This window comes from Pseudomonas zhanjiangensis (assembly GCF_041027545.1).
Lineage (GTDB): Bacteria > Pseudomonadota > Gammaproteobacteria > Pseudomonadales > Pseudomonadaceae > Aquipseudomonas > Aquipseudomonas zhanjiangensis.
Genome location: NZ_JBFTEG010000005.1, coordinates 22694 through 41520, shown reverse-complemented (window position 1 = coordinate 41520; position 18827 = coordinate 22694). Strand labels below are relative to the sequence as shown.

Here is an 18827-nt window from a genome sequence, read left to right as displayed (position 1 = left end):
GACGAATGACTTATTGCGCCACGGCCAACTGGTAGCCGGTGTACTTGCGGATGTTGATCACCCCGCTGTCGAACATCAGGTACTGGCCCTTGACCCCGATCAGGGTGCCCTCGGCGATCGGGTTCTTGTCCAGGTTGAAGCTGCTGATCTTGGCCGGGTAGGCCTCGATCGGGTAGGCGATCTCCAGCGGCTGGGCATCGGCGAGCGGCTGAATTGCCTGGATGCCGAAGCGCTCCTGCAGCCCCTGCAGGCCTGCCGCACAGCTGTCGAACAGCTGATCGCGGACCGCCGCCAGATCGACCGGTGCTGCATCGCCCTTGAGCAGTGCGCGCCAGTTGGTCTTGTCCGCCACCTGACTGCGCAGCAGGTCCTCGACGAAACCGGACTGCTGGCGGGTGGCGACCCGCAGGATCGGCAACGCCTGGCTCGCCCCCTGATCAAGCCAGCGCGTCGGCACCTGGGTGGCGCGGGTGATACCCACCTTGACCCCGGAGGAATTGGCCAGATAGACCACATGATCGGTCATGCAGAACTGCTCGCCCCAGCTCGGTTCGCGGCAGGTGCCGGCGTGGTAATGGCAACGCTCCGGACTCATGATGCAGATGTCGCACTGCGCCAGCTTCTGCATGCAAGGATAGCAATAGCCCTGGCTGAAACTGGTCTTGGTCTTGCGCCCGCAGTGGGTGCAGTGGATCGCCCCCAGGTATTCCAGGCGCAGATGGCTGCCGATCAGTCGATTGACCGGCACCTCCTGCTCGTCCAGGCGAAAGGCGTACTGCACCGGCGCGCCCAGGCGCGCCGCCATCTTGCTCAACGAACCCCGTGCCAGCTCATTCATCAGTGCAGGGTATCCGAGGACTTGAACAGCAGGTTCGGCACCGGCTCGGACTTGGAGCCGCACTCCTGCGCGCCCATGTAGCCGATGCGCTGGTCTTCCGGAAGGTTCTGCAGTTCCCAGGCGATCAACGCCTGCAGGCTGAGCTCCTTCTGCTCCTGAGTCAGCCTGCGGCCGTCGGGCCATTTACCGATCTCCACCGCCAGCTTGAGGCTCTGGTAGATCTGCGGGGTGATATTTTCGATCAGCTCGAGAAAGGACGACGACATGGATACCTCCGAAGGACGAAGCGCGAGTTTAACAGGCTGTCAGCGCCGCCGGCGCGCCACGGCGCCACCGAGCAGCCCGCTAAGGCAGCCGGCGAGCAAGCCGCCGACGTGGGCGGCGTTGGCTATCGCGGCAAATTGCAGCAGCTCGAAGATCCCGGTCATGCAGATCAGCAACCAGCCCAGCAGCATGACCACCACGCCCGGCGGCAAGCGGTAATCGAGGTTCGGCGCCAGCCGCTGGTAGATCCAGCAATGCCCGAGCAGGCCGTACAACACCCCGGACAGCCCTCCAAACAAGGACGGGCCGGCATACAGGTACTGGGCAAGATTCGCCGCCAGGCTGAATGCCAGGGTCAGCCCGAGCAACATCCAGGCGCCCTGATGAGCCTCGATGCGACGCCCCAGGATCCAGTACCACAGGGTGTTCATGGTCAGGTGGAGGACGCCGAAGTGGATCAGCATGGGCGTCAGCAGCCGCCACCACTGGCCGCTGGCGAGCGTATCGTTCAGGTAGGCGAAGTAGATGAAGTCGCCCTGGATGCGAAAATCGACGAAGCTCAGCCAGCGGATCAGCGCGAAGTTGTCGCCGAACCAGCTCAGCAGGGCGACCAGCAGCGTCAGCGCCAGCATCGCGCTGGTCAGCGGGCTGTTCTTGAGCGGCTGCAGGTACCCTCCGCCCGCCAGCGGCGCCGCCATCTGCGGCGCCGCCGGGTCACCCTGCGGGTAGCGGCGATAGAGTTCGCGTACCTGTTCGGCCAGCTGCTCGCTGGGCACCCAGAGCACCTGTTCGCCGGCCTCCTCCGACACCCGAAAGGGCACCCGCAGACGCTGCAGCAAGGCGATGAAACCGCCGAGATCGATCTGCACCGGCAGGCGCAGCACGGCCACCGGGGTCATTGCGGACTCTCCTGGCGCTCGACCTCGACCCAGACGAACTTGTGCGCATCGAGACGAGACTCCTGGTCCAGCCGGTAAGCCACCAGCTTGCCGTACATCACGGCGCTGTAGTCCAGGCAGGCCAGGTTGGGGCGAATCGGCGCCGGCTTGCCGCGGCGCCAGTAATGGCCGACGAACAGCAGCGGCTGGTCGGCACCGTACTTCAGCAGCTCGGTCTTCTGCAGCTCGCTGAGCGGGGTTTGCGCGGCCGCCTCCGGCAGTGCGTCGGGCTGGAAGACGATATCGCCGTAAGTCTGCGGATCTTCCTCCCAGAACTTGGTGCGAAAATGCGCGCGGGTGAAGCCCTCGTCGCTGGTCAGGGTCAAGCCATGGGGCAGGCGCATATCGGTCCCCCGCAACAGCCGATCCAGTGCGGTATTGGCAAAACTCCCCGGCACAGCCGAGGCCTGCAGGAAGTGTTCGTCGATACGGGCGTCGGGGAACTGCGCGCGCAACGGTTCGATCAGGCCGGCATCCCAGCAGGCGTGCACGACGCGAAAGTGCCCGGCGTCGATGAACAACGGCAACTCGTAGAACCAGGCGAGAAACTCGCGCCACTCCTGGGGATAGGCGACGAACTGTTCGAGGGTTTCATTGATCAGGCGAGCATGCCGCGGCGTGTGCTCACGCACATAGTGCCTGCCACTGCCCGGCGCCGCCGGCGTGCTCCAGCCAAGCGCATTGAACTCGTGGTTGCCCATGATGCACAGCGCCTGGCCCGCCTCGACCATGGCATGTACCAGGTGCAGCGCCTCGCGAATGCGCGGACCACGATCGACCAGGTCGCCGAGAAAGATCGCCATGCGCCGCGGATGACGCCAGACCCCGGCCTGCTGGCGATAGCCCAGGCGCTCGAGCAGGGTCTCGAGGGTATGGGCACAACCGTGGATATCGCCGATCAGGTCGTAACCGCGGCTCGGATCGAGCAGCATCAGCCCCCCCCGCCCCCGAGGCGACTGCCCCAACCCAACTTGGTCCGGCAGACTTCGTAGTAGTTGTGATCGAGCGGGTGAATCAGGCGCAGCTTCTGCGGCCGCTTGGCGACCGTGATGGTATCGCCCGGGGCGCAGGTGAAGTGATTCTGGCCATCGCAGGAAACCTGCGGATAGATCTGCAGGTCCTTGGACACGACGATCTTCAGCTCGCTGTTGCCATCGACCACGATCGGGCGGCTGGACAGGGTATGCGGGTACATCGGCACTATCACCATCGCGTCCAGCTTGGGATGCATGATCGGTCCGCCGGCGGACAGCGAATACGCCGTAGAGCCGGTCGGCGTGGCGACGATCAGTCCATCGGACTTCTGGCTGCAGACGAACTGGCCGTCGATGTACAGCTCGAACTCGATCATCCGGGTCGACTTGCCGGGATGCAGGACCACATCATTGAGCGCATCGCCCTGACCGATGGCCTCGCCATGACGGCGCACTTCCGCCTCGAGCAGGAAGCGGCTTTCGGTCAGGAAATTGCCCTCCAGTACCTCGGCGACCTTGAGCTCCAGCTCGTCGGGACGGATGTCGGTGAGAAAACCCAGGCTGCCGCGGTTGACGCCCAGCACCGGCACCTTGTGCCGTGCCAGGGCACGGGCGGCGCCGAGCATGCTGCCGTCACCGCCGACGACGATGACCAGGTCGCACACCTCGCCGAGGATCTTGCGCGAGGAGGTCTGCAGACCATGCCCCGGCAACACTTCGGCGATGGTGTCCTCGAGGATCACATGCAGGTGACGGTCGAGCAGAAACCGCTTCAGCCGGCGAATGGTGTCGAGCACCTGAGTACTGCCCAGGCGACCGATGATGCCGATATTCCGGAATTGCTCCATGGTGCTCCCGCGAAGCTGTGAGTCTGGGGCCCCGATTATGGGCGAAAGCCGGCAACAGCGGCAAACCCGGGCAGGCTCATCCGCGCACGGGTCGGCCCTGGCACACCCGGCCAACCGCCCAGTCAGCAGAAGGCGCTATGCTCGCAACATGACGCCATTTGCCTCGCTCGCCGACCTGCACCAGCGCCTGGGCCAGCCCGCCGTACGCGACCTGGCCTGGGTGCTGCTGTCACCGCCCCTGCTCGGCGACGCCCCCTGGCCCCAGCGCCACCCGCTCAGCGCCTGCCCCTGGGGGCGCCACCCCGCTGCGCTGGCCGACTGGCTGCTCAAGCTCGATGGCGACTGCCAGGCACTGCTCGACTGGCTGGCCCGCAGCTCGGTCAGGCGCCTGGGCCTGTACTACGAACGGCTGTGGCAGTTCGCCCTGCACGCCGCCCCCGGCGTCGAAGTGCTGGCCGCCAACCTGCCCATCCGTGACAATGGCCATACCCTGGGCGAACTGGACCTGCTGCTGCGCGATGCAGAAGGCGTGCACCATCTGGAACTGGCGATCAAGTTCTACCTCGGCCCCGAAGGCGCCAGCGGCGCACAACCGGCAGACTGGCTCGGCCCCGGTACCCATGATCGCCTGGATATCAAGCTCGACCACCTGAGCCAGCATCAACTGCCCATGTCCGCACGCGGCGAGGCGCTGCCGGCACTGGCCGAACTGGATCTGACCCATGTGCAGGCGGCATTCTGGCTGGGCGGCTATCTGTTCTACCCCTGGCCCGCGGCCTGCCGGGCGCCACGAGGCGCCAATGCGCACCACCTGCGCGGGCGCTGGCTGCATCGACGTGACTTTGCAGCCTATGTCGCCCAGGCCGCAGACGGCTGCTGGCAGCCGCTGCCCCGCGGCGCCTGGCTGGCCAGCGCCCGGGTCGCGCCAGACCAGCGCTGGTCGCGCCAGCGGCTGCAGGACTGGCTCGCCGCACTGCCCGCCCAGGCCAACGCCCAACTGATGGTCAGACTCGAGGCCGGCCAGCAACGGCACTGGTACGAAGCGGAACGGCTGTTTCTGGTCCATGACCGCTGGCCCCTGCTCACGCCCGCCCCCATCGAGCCCTGAAGAGACCGCGAGTGGTTTGCAACGACAGGGGCTCAGCGACTGGGTCTCAGCGACTGCGCTCGGTGCGTCCGCCACTGCGCGCCAGATAACCTGAACCCCTTTCACACAGCAGGCTGGCCCGCTGCACAGCCGGCAGGGCGTCCAGGCCGTTACGCAAGGAGCAGGCGCTGAAGCCCAGCTGCGACAGCAGGAACACCGCACTGGCGCTGCGCTTGCCACTGTCGCAATAGCACAGGTAAGTCCGCGCCTTATCCAGCAGCCGCGCCTTCAGGCGCAGCAGCTGCAGGGGCATATGCAACGACTGCAGTGCGTGACCGCACTCGTATTCCTCCTGCAGACGCACGTCCAGCCACTGCCCGCCATCGCTGAGCAAGCGGGCCGCCTCGCCGAGCGAAACCTCATTCACCACCGGCGCCTTGAGCAGGGCAAAGAAGTCCTGGCGATCCAGACGCAGCACCACGCCGTCCTCCAGCAGGGTCACAGTAGCGTTGCGCGGCCGGTCGGCGAGCAAGGCCTCCTCGCCGAAACAGGCGCCCACCTCCAACTCGGCCAGTATCTGCTGGTCGCTATCGGCGCCACGCATGACCTCGGCGCGACCACTGTAGAGGAAGTAGCAGCAGTCGCCGCTTTCGCCCTCGCGCAGCACCGTGCTGCCCGCCGCCAGCTCGATGCGCTGCAGGCGAGCGAGCATGGCGCGCACGTTGGATGGCGGCACCTTGGCGAACAAGGGGTTATCCAGCAGCCGCTCGAGCCACTCCAACTCGTCATGCTCCTGCCCCAGGTCCAGCAGCAGGTCCTGATACGCCAGGCGCCAGGTCACCAGCCGGTCCAGGGTCGCGCTGTCGAGGACCAGTACGCTGGAATCGCTCAGGGCCCGCACTTCGTGCAAACGGGGAAGACTCGGCGACAGCGGATGACAGCTGAGATCGCTGCCCGCGCCGATGCGTTGCTGGCGGCCCTCCTGGTCGACCAGCGACAACTCACCGGCCAGCAGGTAATAGGTCAGACGCGCCTGATCGCCCCGGCGAAACAGCAGCTGGCCGGTCAGCAAGGGCTGCGGCACCAGCTGACTGCGCAGCTCGCGCCACTGTTGCTCCGACAACACATTGAGCGGCGTCAGGCTGCGCAGCTGTTCGGGATTCAGAGGGTCGCTCATGACGGCTCCAGGCTCCGCTGGTCGATGGATGTGCCGGGTGCAGCTTCGTGCGCCTGGCAGGCGTCGCGCAATGCCGCACCCCGCCCCTGCAGACCACCGGTATGGACGAACACCAGGCGGCTACCGCGGGCAAAGTAACCGGCTTCGACCCGCTGACGCAACGCCATGAGCGCCTTGGCGGTATACAGCGGTTCCAGCGGCAGCCCCGTCGCCGCCTCGCTGGCATGCAGAAAGGCTTCCAGCTGCGCATCGACGCGTGCAAAGCCACCGCGACAGGCGTCCAGCAACTGGTAACAGGCATCGGCCGCCCCGGCCTCGTGCAGGATCGTCTGCACCTGCGCCGCTACGCCGTGGTCGGCCGGCACCGCCATGGCGCCGTAGACGGGATGACCGCCAGCCTCGCCCAGCACCAGGCCCGCCAGGGTCGTGCCGGTCCCCGCAGCCAGCCAGAGTGCGTCGTAGTCGGTCCAGCCAAGCCCCGCCAGCTGCCCGCGCAACAATGCCACCAGAGACGCACAGCCCATCGCCCCAGGCAGCCCGCCGCCGCCCTCCGGCACCACATGGCAGTCGCGATAGCGCTGCCGCCATGGCGCCCAGAAGCCTTCCTGGTGACGCGCCCGATAGCCGCCATAGCCGAGCCAATGCAGGCGCATGCCGAAGCGCTGCAGATCGCGCACAGTCGGCGTATCTTGCGCATGGCCACGCAGCAAACCGACTGTGGTGAAATGAAAGCGCTGGCCGGCGGCCGCCAGCGCATGCAGGTGATTGGAGTGTGCGCCCCCCAGGCTGATCAGCCCCGTGGCCCCTGCGGCCGCCGCGGCCTGCAGGTGGGGAGCCAGCTTGAACCATTTGTTGCCGCTGATCAGCGGGTCGATGAGATCCAGGCGCAGAACCGCCAGTTCGATGCCGGCTCGCGCCGCCCACTCCAGCATCAGCGGTTGCAGTGGCGCGCGCGGCGTCCAGTCGGGATCGATGCGCAACAAGGCTTAACTGACGGTGCGCAGACGATGACTGGCCTTGTGCCGCGCACAGCAGTTGGAGTCGCCGATGGCGAAGCGGCTGGGGCTGTCGACCCGGTCGATCGGGATGGCGCAGCGCTCGCCACTGGGTAGCAGGGCCTCGCAGGTGGGCTGCTGGTAGTGCGCCAGCCACTGACGATACTGAGCCTCGGACACGAAACATTTGGCCGCGGCATAGGCCATGGGGTTGTCCTGGTAACGCGCGACATCCTGCAAGGGGATGGTCAGATGCCCGGCGGCCGGATGATAGACCACGAAGATCACTCCGAGCTTGGCCAGACGCTCGAGAACCTGCTCGCCACTCTGGCCTGCCTGCTGCTCGCGCTCGCCCTTGAGGCGCTCGAGCTCCTCGCGCAGCTGCCCCTCCTGCTCGGCGCGATAGGCCAGCTCGACGTCGCGAATGGCGACTCGCTCCTTGTAATCGGCCACCGCCGCTGCAACCTTCGCCTGCAGCTCGCCCTCAAACTGACGACGCAGAATATCGCTCTCGGAGCGGCCGTGCTGCTCCTGGGCGCGCAACTGCTCGGCCAATGCCTCGCGCGCGGCCTGGAAGCTCGCGGCCTGGGTCTCCAGTTCAGTTTTCAGGCTGGCGTTCAGCTCCTGCTGCTGGCTCAGAGCCAGGCGCAATCCCTGGATCTGCGCCTGCAACGACTTGGCCTGCTCCTGGCTGGCCAGCTTGAACTTGGCCAACTCCTCCTCATGCTGCTGGCTCAGGCTGGTGATCCGCAGGCGCTGCTGCTTGATCAACTGAGCGGTTTTCAGGCGATGCTCCTGATCGAGCTTCTCCGCCTGCCTGTCCGCCGCCTCCCGAGAGGCTTCGGGCGCATACCAGTTGTCTTCCGATGCCATCTGCAGCCGCTCCGGCGCCACGGCCTGGGCCTTGTCGTCCTCGACCAACAGCCCAAGGCTGTTGCGCTTGACCGCATCACGTATCAGGATCAGATCGTTGTGCCCAGGCGCCAGGCTCGGGTCCCACAGGTGCATCTGGTGCCAGGAGACCGGGCACTGGCTGCGGCAGGCCAGGCGAATGGGCCCCGCACCCAGGTCCGGTCCGCGTCCGGCCTTTTCCGACAGATGCTGTAGGGGGATGTTCCAACCGCTGTCGGGCGCCCCCTTCTCGTCGAAATCCAGGTAGAAGAACACTGCAGCCTTGATCAGCAGGCGTGGGTTGATCACCACGTAGGCGATACGTACCTGCTGATCGGCAAACTCGGGCATGTTGACCACGCCATCGAGCAACGCCTCGAACTCGGCAAACAGCATTTGCTTGCAGACGCCGCCGCGCTCACCGAAGAACATCACGGCCTCGACCATCTGCGCTTTGTTCTGCATGCTCATCGGATTCCCTCAAGGCCAACACGGCGACACCCGCCCAGGCGCAGCACCGCCTTGGAAATAACCACGTTTCCCAACCAGCGGGCAAGCATTTTGACAGGCACGGTGAGGCCCGCACTCCAGACGCCAGCGCTCAATGCAAACAAGTCTAGGGGAAAAACCCACGCCAGCAATGTGACTGGGTTGGCAGTCGCCCCGCCAGCGGCCAAGGACTGGCCGACTGCGGGGCAAATCTGTGACGGGATTGGTGCTATGAACCTAGGAGGCCTTGTTCGGCAGCAAGGGCTCCAAGCGCCGGGCCATCTCCTCACCCAAGGCCTGCAAGCCGCTCATGGGCCTGATCATCACTTCGAATTCGACGATCTTACCCGCCTCGTCGAAGCGAATCAGGTCGATGCCCCTGAGCTCGCGGTCGGCCACCCTGGCACTGAACTCCAGCACCACACTGAGCCCATCCGCACTGGCCAGTTCGCGGTGATAGACGAAGTCTTCGAATACCTGGCTGACGGTATTGAGAATCAGCGAAACCAGCGGCGCCCCGACATAAGGCTTGTAGGCCATCGGCGAGCGAAACAGCGCCTGCGCGTGCAGCAGCTCGGGCAGGCGCCCGAGGTCGTTGCCGAGCAGCAACTGGTGCCAGCGCTGCAGGGATTCGGCAGCCGCCGGCTGCAACCGGAGATGCGAAGTCATGAACTTGTCCCTGTGCTTGTGGGCCACATGGCAAATGCCCCGCACTGGGCGGGGCGCTGTCGATCAGAGCTCGGCCGCCAGGCGCGAACCCTGGTTGATCGCACGCTTGGCATCCAGCTCGGCCGCCACATCGGCGCCACCGATCAGGTGCACGCTCTGCCCCGCGGCGACCAGCCCCTCATGCAGCTCGCGCAGCGGATCCTGACCGGCGCAGAGGATCACTGTGTCCACCGGCAGCACCTGCGGCTCGCCGCCGGCGACGCGGATGTGCAGGCCGGCGTCGTCGACCTGCAGGTACTCCACCGAGTTGAGCATCTGCACCTGCTTGTTCTTCAGGCCGGTGCGGTGGATCCAGCCGGTGGTCTTGCCCAGGCCGTCGCCGACCTTGGACTTCTTGCGCTGCAGGAGGAACACCTGCCGGGCCGGCGCGTGCGGCTCGGCCGTGACACCGGCGACGCCGCCTCGCGCTTCGAGCCGGGTATCGATGCCCCACTCCTTCCAGAACGCCACGCGATCGAGGCTGGTGGCCTCGCCCTGGTGAGTGATGAATTCGGACACATCGAAGCCGATACCACCGGCACCGATCACCGCGACCCGCTGGCCGACCGGCTTGCGCTGCAGGATCGCATCCAGATAGCCGATCACCTTGGGATGGTCCACGCCCGGAATGTCCGGGGTGCGCGGCGCGATCCCGGTGGCCAGAATGATCTCATCGAAGCCCCCCTCGGCCAGCTCGGCGGCCGATACCCGGGTATTCAGGCGCAGGTCCACCCCGGTGGTTTCCAGCTTGCGCTTGAAATAACGCAGGGTCTCGAAGAACTCCTCCTTGCCCGGCACGCGCTTGGCCACGTTGAACTGACCGCCAACCTCGCCGGCGGCATCGAACAGGGTCACGCTGTGACCACGCTCGGCCGCCACGGTGGCGGCGGACAGCCCGGCTGGGCCGGCGCCCACCACCGCGATCCGCTTCACCTGAACCGTCGGAAGGTAGTTCAGCTCGGTCTCGTGACAGGCGCGCGGGTTGACCAGGCAGCTGGTCAACTTGCCACCGAAGGTATGATCCAGGCAGGCCTGGTTGCAGCCGATGCAGGTGTTGATCTCATTGCTGCGACCTTCGGCGGCCTTGTTGACGAAGTCCGGATCGGCGAGGAACGGACGGGCCATGGAGACCATGTCGGCATCGCCCTCGGCCAACACCTGCTCGGCGATTTCCGGGGTGTTGATGCGGTTGGTGGTGATCAGCGGGATCTGTACCTCGCCACGCAGCTTGGCGGTGACCTTGGTGAAGGCCGCACGCGGCACCTTGGTGGCGATGGTCGGGATACGCGCCTCGTGCCAGCCGATACCGGTATTGATCAAGGTGGCGCCAGCCGCTTCGATGGCCTTGGCTAGGGTGACGATCTCGTCCCAGGTGCTGCCGCCCTCGACCAGGTCGAGCATCGACAGGCGGTAGATGATGATGAAGTTCGGCCCCACCGCCTCACGCACACGGCGGACGATCTCCACCGGCAGGCGCATGCGATTCTCGTAGCTACCGCCCCAGCGGTCGGTGCGATGGTTGGTATGGGCGACCAGGAACTGATTGATGAAGTAGCCCTCGGACCCCATGATTTCGACGCCGTCGTACTCGGCCTGCTGGGCCAGCAGCGAGCAATTGACGAAGTCCTGAATCTGCTTCTCGATGCCTTCCTCGTCCAGCTCCTTGGGCTTGAACGGATTGATCGGCGCCTGAATGGCGCTCGGCGCCACCGACTTGGGGCTGTAGGCATAGCGGCCGGCATGCAGGATCTGCATGCAGATCTTGCCGTCCGCCTCGTGCACCGCGCGGGTGACGATCTTGTGCTTCTCGGCTTCTTCGGCGGTGGTCAGCTTGGCCGCGCCGGCATAGACGCCGCCCTCCTCGTTCGGCCCTATGCCACCGGTCACCATCAGGCCGACGCCGCCACGGGCACGCTCGGCGAAGTAGGCCGCCATGCGCTCGAAGCCGTTGGGCTTCTCTTCCAGGCCCGTGTGCATGGACCCCATCAGGGCGCGGTTCTTCAGGGTAGTGAAGCCCAGATCCAGCGGGGCCAGCAGGTTCGGATAGCGAGCAGTCATGGAAGTCTCCACATCGAGCAGGTGCAATTCACGGGATGCCGTGGTCTCAGCCGGACCAGGGTCGGTATGGACTAGACGATAAAGAGCCGGCCCCGCCCCCTCAATGACCCAAACTTACAAGTTATTGATCAAAATTAACTGCGCCCCTTGGCAATGCCCCACCCAGCCACCTACCCTGTGCGACATGACGCGTAAACTCCCGATACTTCTCGCCGCCCTGGCCACCGCCAGCTGCCTGACAGCTTTCCTGATCTGGGCCGAACGGCGCCCGAGCGACCACTACCTGTCCGATCTGCGCAGCGTGATCAGCAGCGAGGCCGCCCCGCCGCATCGACGGGGCAACCTGCTGCTGATTCGCCCTCAGCTCTATCCGCTGGACTATCGCAGCCCGGACCACCTGCGCCTGAAGCTGCGCGCCGCCCTGGACCACGCTCAGCAGGCCGACCTGCTCACCCCAGACACCCTAGTGGCGCTGCCCGAGCACATCGGCACCTGGTTGCTGGCTCGTGGTGAAAAGGTCGAGTTCTACCAGGCGCGCAACCGCCAGGAGGTACGGGACTGGCTGCTGCTCGGCAACCCGCTGCTGGCCATCAAGGCCCTGCTGCTGAATCTGGACGCCGATCGCCTGGATGAAGCCCTGCTGCGAATGAAAGCCACGCAGATGGCCGAGGACTATCAACAGCTGTTCGGCGGACTGGCCCGCGAGTACCGCGTCACCCTGCTGGCAGGCTCGATTCTGCTGCCCGAGCCTTCCATACGAAACGGCCAACTGCGCAGCGGTAGCGGCGCCCTGCGCAACCTCAGCCTGGTGTTCTCGCCACAGGGCGAGATTCAGGGCCAAGGCTACGACGAACCCTGGCCATGGCGCGCCGACAGCGGTGCGGCGCAACTCGTCGAGGCAGGCTCGCTGCAGTACCGGGTCGTGCGCGACTGGCGCGCGGGTTACCCGCAGAGCAGCCTGCAGCCGGTTGATGGCGGCCAACCCAGTCCGCCGCTGTTCCTGCGCGGCAAACTCGGCTGGCCCATCGGCGGCGCGCCGCGGGATGTCCGCCTGACCCCCGAGGACGTCGAGCAGGCCAGCTCCGCGCCAGGTAGCCACCTGCTCAATCTCTGGATAACGCCGGAATGAAACCGCAACGCGTGCGCCTCGGCGATCTCTCGGTCGGCTTCATCAACAACCTCGCCGATGCCGTGCAGCATCTCGGCCAGGACCCGCGGCCACTGCTCGAACAGTACGGCCTGGACGCCGCGAGACTGGCCGAGCCCGGCGCACGCGTATCCATCCCGCGCTACATGCGCCTGGGCCACGCCGCGATCCAGCTGTGCGCCGAGCCTGCGCTCGGCCTGCATATGGGCCGCCTGAGCAGGCTGAGCCAGGCCGGCCTGGCTGGCGTCACCGCCGCCCAGGCACCCACGGTGCGCGAGGCGGCCCGGGCGCTGACCCGTTTCGAACCCTTGTACGCGTCCAACTACCGCGGCCAGTCGAGCCTGGTCGAAGACGCTCGCGGCGCCTGGCTGCGCTTCTACTCGATCAGCCCCTACAACGACTACAACCGCTTTGTCGTCGACTCGGTGCTGGCCAGCTGGATTCAGCAGCTGGGCCAGCTGGCCGGCCAACCCCTGCCGGTTGAAAAGATCCAGATCGAATTCCCGACACCCAGCTACGTGGCCAGCTATGCGGGGCTGCTCGACTACCCGCTGGAGTTCGCCGCCCAGCACAACCAGCTACGTTTGAGCCAGGCCAGCCTCAAGCTGCGCAACCCCGAGCACTGCCCGAGCACCTGGCGGCAGCTGCTGAACCTCTGCGAAGAAGCACTGGAGCAGCTGACTCGCACCCGCAGCCTGCGCGAGCGCATCGCCCAATTGCTCGGCCCTCTGCTGCATGGCCGCGAGCCCGACCTGCAAGAGGTGGCCGCGCGCCTGCAACTGCCCAGCTGGACGTTGCGGCGCAAACTGGCCGAGGAAGGCACGCAGTTTCGCGCCATCCTCAATGAAACGCGGCGCGACCTGGCCATGGCCTATATCCGCGATACCGAACTGGCGTTCGGCGAAATCGCCTACCTGCTCGGTTTCGCCTCGGCCGAAGCCTTTCAGCGCGCCTTCAAGCGCTGGAACCAGCAGACCCCGGGCGAGTTCCGCCGCACCCAGCGCAAAGCCGACTAGAGTTCGGTGGCGTCTTCTTCCCACTCGGGCAGATCCCACTCCAGGCCACGCGACTCGAGCAGCTCTTCTTGATAATCGTCCATTTTCGCCTCCTCCCGCTTGATGCCTTGAACATGTACCCATGACATGCCAATCAAGCTAGAGCAGGGTGATGAACACAAGATGACAGCTTGTCGCAGACGGCGTGTCGCGGACAGCCTGTCGCGGACAATAAAAAACCCTCAGGTATCGCTACCTGAGGGTTTCATATATGGCGCAGCGGACGGGACTCGAACCCGCGACCCCCGGCGTGACAGGCCGGTATTCTAACCGACTGAACTACCGCTGCGTGTCGGATGGACTTGCGTCCAGAGAACTCTTGCTTCGTCTGGCGAATCGGCTTTTAACCTTTCCACCTCATGCCGAGCGAACCCGACATGGAAAATATGGCGCAGCGGACGGGACTCGAACCCGCGACCCCCGGCGTGACAGGCCGGTATTCTAACCGACTGAACTACCGCTGCGCGTCGGCCGGACTTGCGTCCGAATTCGCAAAGAGTGGTGGGTGATGACGGGATCGAACCGCCGACCCTCTGCTTGTAAGGCAGATGCTCTCCCAGCTGAGCTAATCACCCGTTGCTTTGCGAGGCGCGCAATTTAAGGCCCAGCCGCACCTAAGTCAATACCCCGCTTAAAGTTTTTCTCACACGCCCGGTCAATCCGGCGCTCTGCCCGAGGCCGACGCACAGCGCCCAGCCGGCCTGCGCCGCTTGGCCCTGCGCTCAGGGGCCCACGCGCAAGGTCAGGCGCGCACCGACCCCATCGGCCTCGCTCCGATCCAGCCCTGCCTCGGCGATACGCACCCCCTGTTCCTCCAGCACTGCGAACCAGCGCAGCAACTGACCAAACGGCGCGGGCTGCAGGGCGACTTGCAGAGCGCCGTTGGCATCGCTGTCGAGCCGCTCGACCGCCAGCCCCTGCTGCGCGGCACTGGCCGTGACCAGGCCTTGCAGGCGTGCCGGATCGACCGGCGCCTGGGACCTGCCGGCCAGGCTGCGCGCACGCGGCGCCTGGGCCTGCAGATAGGTGTGTAGCGCACGCTGTTGCTCGAACGCCTCGCGCGCGCGGGCCAACCCCTGCTGTGTCGGCTGCCAGACCAACAGATACAGGCTCAGCGCCGCGAGGAATACCGCCAGGCCGCCGAGCGCCAGCCGATCACTGGGCGCCAGCGCGCGCCAGCGTTGCGGCAATGGCGACGCCTCCAGCCGTGCACCGAGCGAACGCTGAACACCATGCAGAGAATCCATGTTCATCCCCCTATCACCAAACGCGCGCTCACACCGGCCGACTCGCGACTGGCAGAGCCCAGCTGTACAGGCAGACCGAACTCCTGCAGGCGCTCGCGCAGCCGCTCCAGCTCAGCGAACCCCGGCGCCTGGACCTGCAGCGCCAGGTCGCCGCGACTGTCGCTGAAATCCACTTGCTGCACGCTCAAGCGCTGTTCGTCGTCCGCCATGGCCTGACTCACCTGAGCGAGCAACCCCAGCAGCTGTCCTGCGCCCCCCTCCGCTTCCGCCAGGTGCTGATCCAGCTGCGCGCGCAGGTTGATCAGCTTGTGGTCTTCGGGAAACAGCTGCCGGTACAGGGCTTCGCTGCTGGCCGCATAGGCATCGGCCTGGCGCTGCAAATACCAGCCCTGCGCCAGGTTCACCCCCCATTGCAACACCAGCCAGAGGCCGAGCAGCCCCACCAGCGGTCGCCAGCGCTGCCAATGGTCGGCACTCTGGCGAGGGGCGAACTCGCCCTGGGCCAGGTTGGTCGCCATCGCCTGCTGCGCCAGCCAGCGATAGCCATCGACCACCGGCGAGCGGTCATCCACCGGCGCCAGAGCCTCCTGACCGGGCTGGTGATGGGCAACATGCGGATGAGGACAGCACTGCGCCAGCGCCGGCCAGGTCGCGCCATCCAGGGCCAGACGCGCCACGCCGGCGCCGCCAAGTAGCCAGCGCGACTCCAGATACAGCAGCGGCGTGCCCTCGCGGGGCAACATATCGGCATCCACCAGGATTCGCTGGGGTACGCTGGGACACAACGCCAGCCAGCCCGCCAGCCAGCTGCGGCGCACGGCGAACACCCGATGCCGGCCATCGGCCAGCGGCTCGCCCAGCGCCAGGTGCAACTGCTCGACATCCTCGGCCAGCAACTCCTCCACCGCAAACGGCAACGCCTGGCGCAGCCAGCGGGCTTTCTGGGTCGGCAACTGAACGGCGCAGGCGGTGACCGCCTCGACCGGCAACACCAGGGTCCAGAAGGCCTGCGCCTGCGCCACCGCCTCGGCGAACGGCAGGCACTCGTTACGTTCGTCTTGCACCAGCCGTACCGGCAGGTCGGCCGCGACGTCGGCGCAGGCGGCGGGCGGCAGGAACACACAGGGGTGATTCATGGTTCGACTTCCTCGGTGGGCACCGGAGCCGATACGGCATCCTGGCCCAGATCACGGGTCAGCACATAGGAGCGACCGTCGCTGGTGCGCCTCAGTGTGCTGCGTAAGACCTGACGGCGATCACCGACACTGACCTCGCTGGTCACCTGAAAGTACTCGCTGCCGACCGCCAGCTCCTGACTCTGCACCTGCAGGCCGGGCAGCTGAGCGAGAAAACTCGGCAGATCGGCATAGCCCTGATTACCGCGCCGGGCCACCAGGCCCTCGGCACTGCTCAGCGGCAGCCCTTCGGCCAGACTGGCCAGCACCCAGGCACCGGCGGTGTTGACGTTGAGGGTCGCCTCGGCCGGCAAGGCCGTGACCAGCGGCAACAGGCGGCGGTAGTCGGCCTCGTCCATCTCCAGCAGAAGGCGCAGCTCCGAGACGTCGACCAGCGCGCGATTGCCCGCGCGGTAGGCCGGCTGCGCCAGCAGGTATTGATTGTCCTCGGCACCCGTACCGCCTGAGACCTCCTGATCGGCGTCCAACCAGTCGAGCAGGCGCTCGGCATAGGGCTTGTCGATCTGCAGACTGCGCAGCAGGCGACGAAACTGCTGCAGCGCCGCCTGGTTGACCTGGCCCTGGCGCATCAGGCTGTTGAGGTTGAAACGCCCGGTCGGATCCTCGATACGCACGTGCAACTCGCCGCCTTCATCCAGGGCGAAGGGTGCCAGCGGCCGTGCCCAGGCCTCCGCCGGGTGGTCCACCGGCGCGCGTGGGTCACCCTGCTGCAGGTCGCGGCGCAACACCGCCTTGGCCAGCGTCTCGCCACCCAGGGCGTAGTGCCAGGCCTGGCGCACGTGAAACTGATTGGCACTGCTGCGAATGGCCAGCTGCTGGCGGGCGACTATTGCCGCGCTGACCACGCTGACCAGCGCCACCACCAGCAGCACGGTTATCAAGGCGACACCTTGCTGGCGCCTCATGGCTTCACCTCGACCGCCCCGTGGGCACCCGCCTGATCGGCCTTGCCCGCCTGGCGCAGCTGTTCGGGCAGCGCCTCGGGCAATCGCAGGAGGCGACGCAGCTGGCCATAGCGGCGGTGTTCAAGCACCAGTTCGAGGGCCTGGGGCAGCATCTGCAGGGACTCCTCACCCGCCCCCTCGGGCGGCCAACTGTCGCGCCAGCCACCCTCGGCATTCAGATAGCGCAGCTGCAGGCCGGTGACCCCCGCCAGTGCCTGCTGCACCCGGGGCTGGCTGTCCTGGGCCTGATCGAGCACCGTCCAGTAGTGGCGCTGCCACTGCTCACCGCTCAGCTGCCAGCGCACCCGCTGGATGCTGGCGCGCGCCTGGCCGAGCGGATTGCGCCAGCCGAGCCGACTGAACTCCAGCGCCGGGCGCTCGCCCTCCCCCCCCAGCATGGCCGGTCGCGCCTCGCCGAAGGGATCGCGTATCGCGCGCGGCGCGACCTGCAGCAAATCGCGCTCGAAGGCGGCCATGGCCCGCACCAGTTCACGCAACTGCTGCTCGTGCTCGCGAGTGCGGCTATCGGTGCTTAGCACACTGTCGAGCATGCGGTAGGTGGCCAAGCCCAACAGGGCGAAGATGGCAATGGCGATCAGCAGCTCGAGCAGGGTGAAACCCGCCGAACGGTTCATCGAGGTTCACCGACAAAGCCGCTGAGACTGACCACTGCGCGTTCGCGCAGATCGCCGCCCAGGCCGCGCTCGGGGCTCGGCGCGACCCACAGGGTGACCCGGCGCATGCTCGGCTCGCTGGTCGCCTGTATCTCGCTCTGCCACTGCCAGAGACGCCCGGCGAACGTCAGCTCACCCTGGTCGCGCCCCTCGGCCGCCGGCGCCTGGCCCAACTGCAACTCGCTCAGGCGGTTGTCCGCGACCCACATCGCCAGGGTCTTGTCTTCCAGGCTGGCGGCGGTTTGCAGGCTGCGCGCAGTGGCGCTCAGGACGCTGGCGGCCACCACGGCGAAAATGGCCAAGGCCACCAGCACTTCGAGCAAGGTAAAGCCGGCCGGGCGCCTCATCCAGCAGGCGCCTCGCGGCTGTCGCTCTCGACCCTGGGCAGGCCGAAGCCATCACTGGAAAGCTGCAGACGCAGGCCATCGCGGCGCCGCTCGCCCAGGCGCAGACGAAACGGGCTGAGTTCGCCACTGGACAGGATCAACAGCTGCGGAGCCAGGTCCGGCTCGTCGGCGCCACCCGCCAGGCGCAGGGGCTGGCCTTCGAGTTCGAAGCTCAGCTCGGCCCACGCCGGCAGCCGGTGGGGCTTGTCGTCGACGGCATGCCAACGGCCAGAACGCGAGTCGTAGCCCAGCACCCGATAGCCGTCAGGACTCAGCTGCAGGCCGTATTCGCGATTGTCCAGCACCGCCTCCTCGGCCAGCACGCCGATCAATCCGCACAGACGCTCGGCCTCGCCGCGCAGCTCGCGGGCCGGGCCGGCGAAACCGCCGCCGAGCACGGCCAGACCGACCAGGCAGCCAAGGATCACCAGCACCACCAGCAGTTCGATCAGGGTAAAGCCGCGCGTCCGACCCATGCCGGGCTAGAGGTCCCAGTTGCCGATATCGGCATCCAGCTCGCTGCCGCCCGGTTTGCCATCGGCGCCGAGCGAGTAGAGGTCGAATGGCCCCTTGGCTCCCGGTGCCAGGTACTGATAGACGTTGCCCCAGGGATCGACCGGCAGACGCTTGAGGTAGCCGTCACGGTTCCAGTTCTTCGCCGGCGGGTTGCCCGAAGGTTTCTGCACCAAAGCCTCGAGGCCCTGCTGGGTACTCGGGTAGCTGTGGTTGTCCAGCTTGTACATATCCAGGGCCGCGGCGACCGCCTTGATATCCCCCTTGGCCACTGTGAGCTTGGCCTGATCGGGCCGACTCATGATCTGCGGCACCACCAGCGCGGCGAGGATGCCGAGAATCACCACCACCACCATGATCTCGATCAGCGTAAAACCTGACTGACGCTTGTTCACCTA

21 protein-coding genes and 3 tRNA genes are annotated in these 18827 nt (G+C 66.4%); 3 read left to right on the top strand and 21 right to left on the bottom strand.

Translation table 11 applies throughout. The features are described from left to right. Positions 1-10: 10 nt before the first annotated feature. The 5 genes from AB5S05_RS08485 to AB5S05_RS08465 are packed head-to-tail and all read right to left on the bottom strand — an operon-like array spanning position 11 to position 3862. Positions 11-838: a DUF2797 domain-containing protein gene (locus tag AB5S05_RS08485; protein WP_369287066.1), complete on the bottom strand. Its 828-nt coding sequence runs from the start codon at positions 836-838 to the stop codon at positions 11-13. Next, positions 838-1104: a YeaC family protein gene (locus tag AB5S05_RS08480; protein ID WP_369287065.1), complete on the bottom strand. Its 267-nt coding sequence runs from the start codon at positions 1102-1104 to the stop codon at positions 838-840. The genes AB5S05_RS08485 and AB5S05_RS08480 overlap by 1 nt, the downstream gene beginning before the upstream one ends. A 39-nt stretch (positions 1105-1143) precedes the next feature. Next, positions 1144-2001: a rhomboid family intramembrane serine protease gene (locus tag AB5S05_RS08475; RefSeq protein WP_369287064.1), complete on the bottom strand. Its 858-nt coding sequence runs from the start codon at positions 1999-2001 to the stop codon at positions 1144-1146. Then, entirely contained in the window at positions 1998-2972 is a 975-nt protein-coding gene (locus AB5S05_RS08470; protein WP_369287063.1) for a metallophosphoesterase, read from the bottom strand. The genes AB5S05_RS08475 and AB5S05_RS08470 overlap by 4 nt, the downstream gene beginning before the upstream one ends. Next, complete coding sequence (locus AB5S05_RS08465; RefSeq protein WP_369287062.1) at positions 2972-3862, bottom strand: NAD(+) kinase; 891 nt, start codon at positions 3860-3862, stop codon at positions 2972-2974. Before AB5S05_RS08465 ends, AB5S05_RS08470 begins: the two co-directional genes overlap by 1 nt. Positions 3863-4010: 148 nt before the next feature. Between AB5S05_RS08465 and AB5S05_RS08460 the strand changes: the two genes are divergently transcribed. Then, the gene (locus tag AB5S05_RS08460) at positions 4011-4970 is read left to right on the top strand and encodes a DUF1853 family protein (RefSeq protein ID WP_369287061.1); all 960 of its coding nucleotides are present in this window, start codon (positions 4011-4013) and stop codon (positions 4968-4970) included. A 46-nt stretch (positions 4971-5016) separates the two neighbouring features. Here AB5S05_RS08460 and AB5S05_RS08455 read toward each other — a convergent pair whose 3' ends face one another. The 5 genes from AB5S05_RS08455 to AB5S05_RS08435 form a co-directional block, all read right to left on the bottom strand. Next, on the bottom strand, positions 5017-6126 hold the full coding sequence (locus AB5S05_RS08455) for a cyclic nucleotide-binding domain-containing protein (protein WP_369287060.1): 1110 nt from the start codon (positions 6124-6126) through the stop codon (positions 5017-5019). Further along, entirely contained in the window at positions 6123-7058 is a 936-nt protein-coding gene (locus tag AB5S05_RS08450) for a 1-aminocyclopropane-1-carboxylate deaminase/D-cysteine desulfhydrase (protein WP_369287220.1), read from the bottom strand. Before AB5S05_RS08450 ends, AB5S05_RS08455 begins: the two co-directional genes overlap by 4 nt. A gap of 54 nt (positions 7059-7112) precedes the next feature. After that, positions 7113-8483 carry a chromosome partitioning protein ParA gene (locus tag AB5S05_RS08445; RefSeq protein WP_369287059.1) on the bottom strand — a complete coding sequence of 457 codons (1371 nt, stop codon included), beginning with the start codon at positions 8481-8483 and terminating at the stop codon, positions 7113-7115. A 255-nt stretch (positions 8484-8738) separates the two neighbouring features. Next, positions 8739-9170 (bottom strand): nuclear transport factor 2 family protein, encoded by a 432-nt coding sequence (locus tag AB5S05_RS08440; RefSeq protein WP_369287058.1) that lies wholly within the window; start codon positions 9168-9170, stop codon positions 8739-8741. A 63-nt stretch (positions 9171-9233) separates the two neighbouring features. Next, the gene (locus tag AB5S05_RS08435; RefSeq protein WP_369287057.1) at positions 9234-11267 is read right to left on the bottom strand and encodes an oxidoreductase; all 2034 of its coding nucleotides are present in this window, start codon (positions 11265-11267) and stop codon (positions 9234-9236) included. 184 nt (positions 11268-11451) lie between these two features. Here AB5S05_RS08435 and AB5S05_RS08430 point away from each other — a divergent pair, with 184 nt between their 5' ends. Both AB5S05_RS08430 and AB5S05_RS08425 read left to right on the top strand, forming a co-directional pair. After that, positions 11452-12396: a carbon-nitrogen hydrolase family protein gene (locus AB5S05_RS08430; RefSeq protein WP_369287056.1), complete on the top strand. Its 945-nt coding sequence runs from the start codon at positions 11452-11454 to the stop codon at positions 12394-12396. Further along, positions 12393-13430 carry an AraC family transcriptional regulator gene (locus AB5S05_RS08425; protein WP_369287055.1) on the top strand — a complete coding sequence of 346 codons (1038 nt, stop codon included), beginning with the start codon at positions 12393-12395 and terminating at the stop codon, positions 13428-13430. Before AB5S05_RS08430 ends, AB5S05_RS08425 begins: the two co-directional genes overlap by 4 nt. Here AB5S05_RS08425 and AB5S05_RS08420 read toward each other — a convergent pair. The 11 genes from AB5S05_RS08420 to gspG form a co-directional block, all read right to left on the bottom strand. Further along, positions 13427-13558 carry a hypothetical protein gene (locus tag AB5S05_RS08420; RefSeq protein ID WP_369287054.1) on the bottom strand — a complete coding sequence of 44 codons (132 nt, stop codon included), beginning with the start codon at positions 13556-13558 and terminating at the stop codon, positions 13427-13429. The genes AB5S05_RS08425 and AB5S05_RS08420 overlap by 4 nt on opposite strands. Before the next feature lie 123 nt (positions 13559-13681). Then, a tRNA-Asp gene (locus AB5S05_RS08415) sits at positions 13682-13758 on the bottom strand. A 98-nt stretch (positions 13759-13856) separates the two neighbouring features. After that, a tRNA-Asp gene (locus AB5S05_RS08410) sits at positions 13857-13933 on the bottom strand. Between the two features lie 35 nt (positions 13934-13968). Further along, positions 13969-14044, bottom strand: a tRNA-Val gene (locus AB5S05_RS08405). A gap of 147 nt (positions 14045-14191) precedes the next feature. Continuing rightward, on the bottom strand, positions 14192-14716 hold the full coding sequence (locus AB5S05_RS08400) for a type II secretion system protein M (RefSeq protein ID WP_369287053.1): 525 nt from the start codon (positions 14714-14716) through the stop codon (positions 14192-14194). Between the two features lie 2 nt (positions 14717-14718). Beyond that, positions 14719-15852: a type II secretion system protein GspL gene (gspL, locus tag AB5S05_RS08395; protein WP_369287052.1), complete on the bottom strand. Its 1134-nt coding sequence runs from the start codon at positions 15850-15852 to the stop codon at positions 14719-14721. Further along, a complete protein-coding gene (gene gspK / locus AB5S05_RS08390) occupies positions 15849-16817 on the bottom strand; it encodes a type II secretion system minor pseudopilin GspK (protein ID WP_369287051.1) in 969 nt (322 codons plus the stop codon). The genes gspL and gspK overlap by 4 nt, the downstream gene beginning before the upstream one ends. Next, positions 16814-17491: a type II secretion system minor pseudopilin GspJ gene (gene gspJ / locus AB5S05_RS08385; protein ID WP_369287050.1), complete on the bottom strand. Its 678-nt coding sequence runs from the start codon at positions 17489-17491 to the stop codon at positions 16814-16816. Before gspJ ends, gspK begins: the two co-directional genes overlap by 4 nt. After that, positions 17488-17877, bottom strand: a complete 390-nt coding sequence (gene gspI, locus AB5S05_RS08380) for a type II secretion system minor pseudopilin GspI (protein ID WP_369287049.1) — start codon at positions 17875-17877, stop codon at positions 17488-17490. The genes gspJ and gspI overlap by 4 nt, the downstream gene beginning before the upstream one ends. Next, positions 17874-18392 (bottom strand): type II secretion system minor pseudopilin GspH, encoded by a 519-nt coding sequence (gene gspH / locus AB5S05_RS08375; RefSeq protein WP_369287048.1) that lies wholly within the window; start codon positions 18390-18392, stop codon positions 17874-17876. The genes gspI and gspH overlap by 4 nt, the downstream gene beginning before the upstream one ends. Positions 18393-18398: 6 nt before the next feature. Then, complete coding sequence (gspG, locus tag AB5S05_RS08370; protein ID WP_369287047.1) at positions 18399-18824, bottom strand: type II secretion system major pseudopilin GspG; 426 nt, start codon at positions 18822-18824, stop codon at positions 18399-18401. Positions 18825-18827 lie beyond the last annotated feature (3 nt).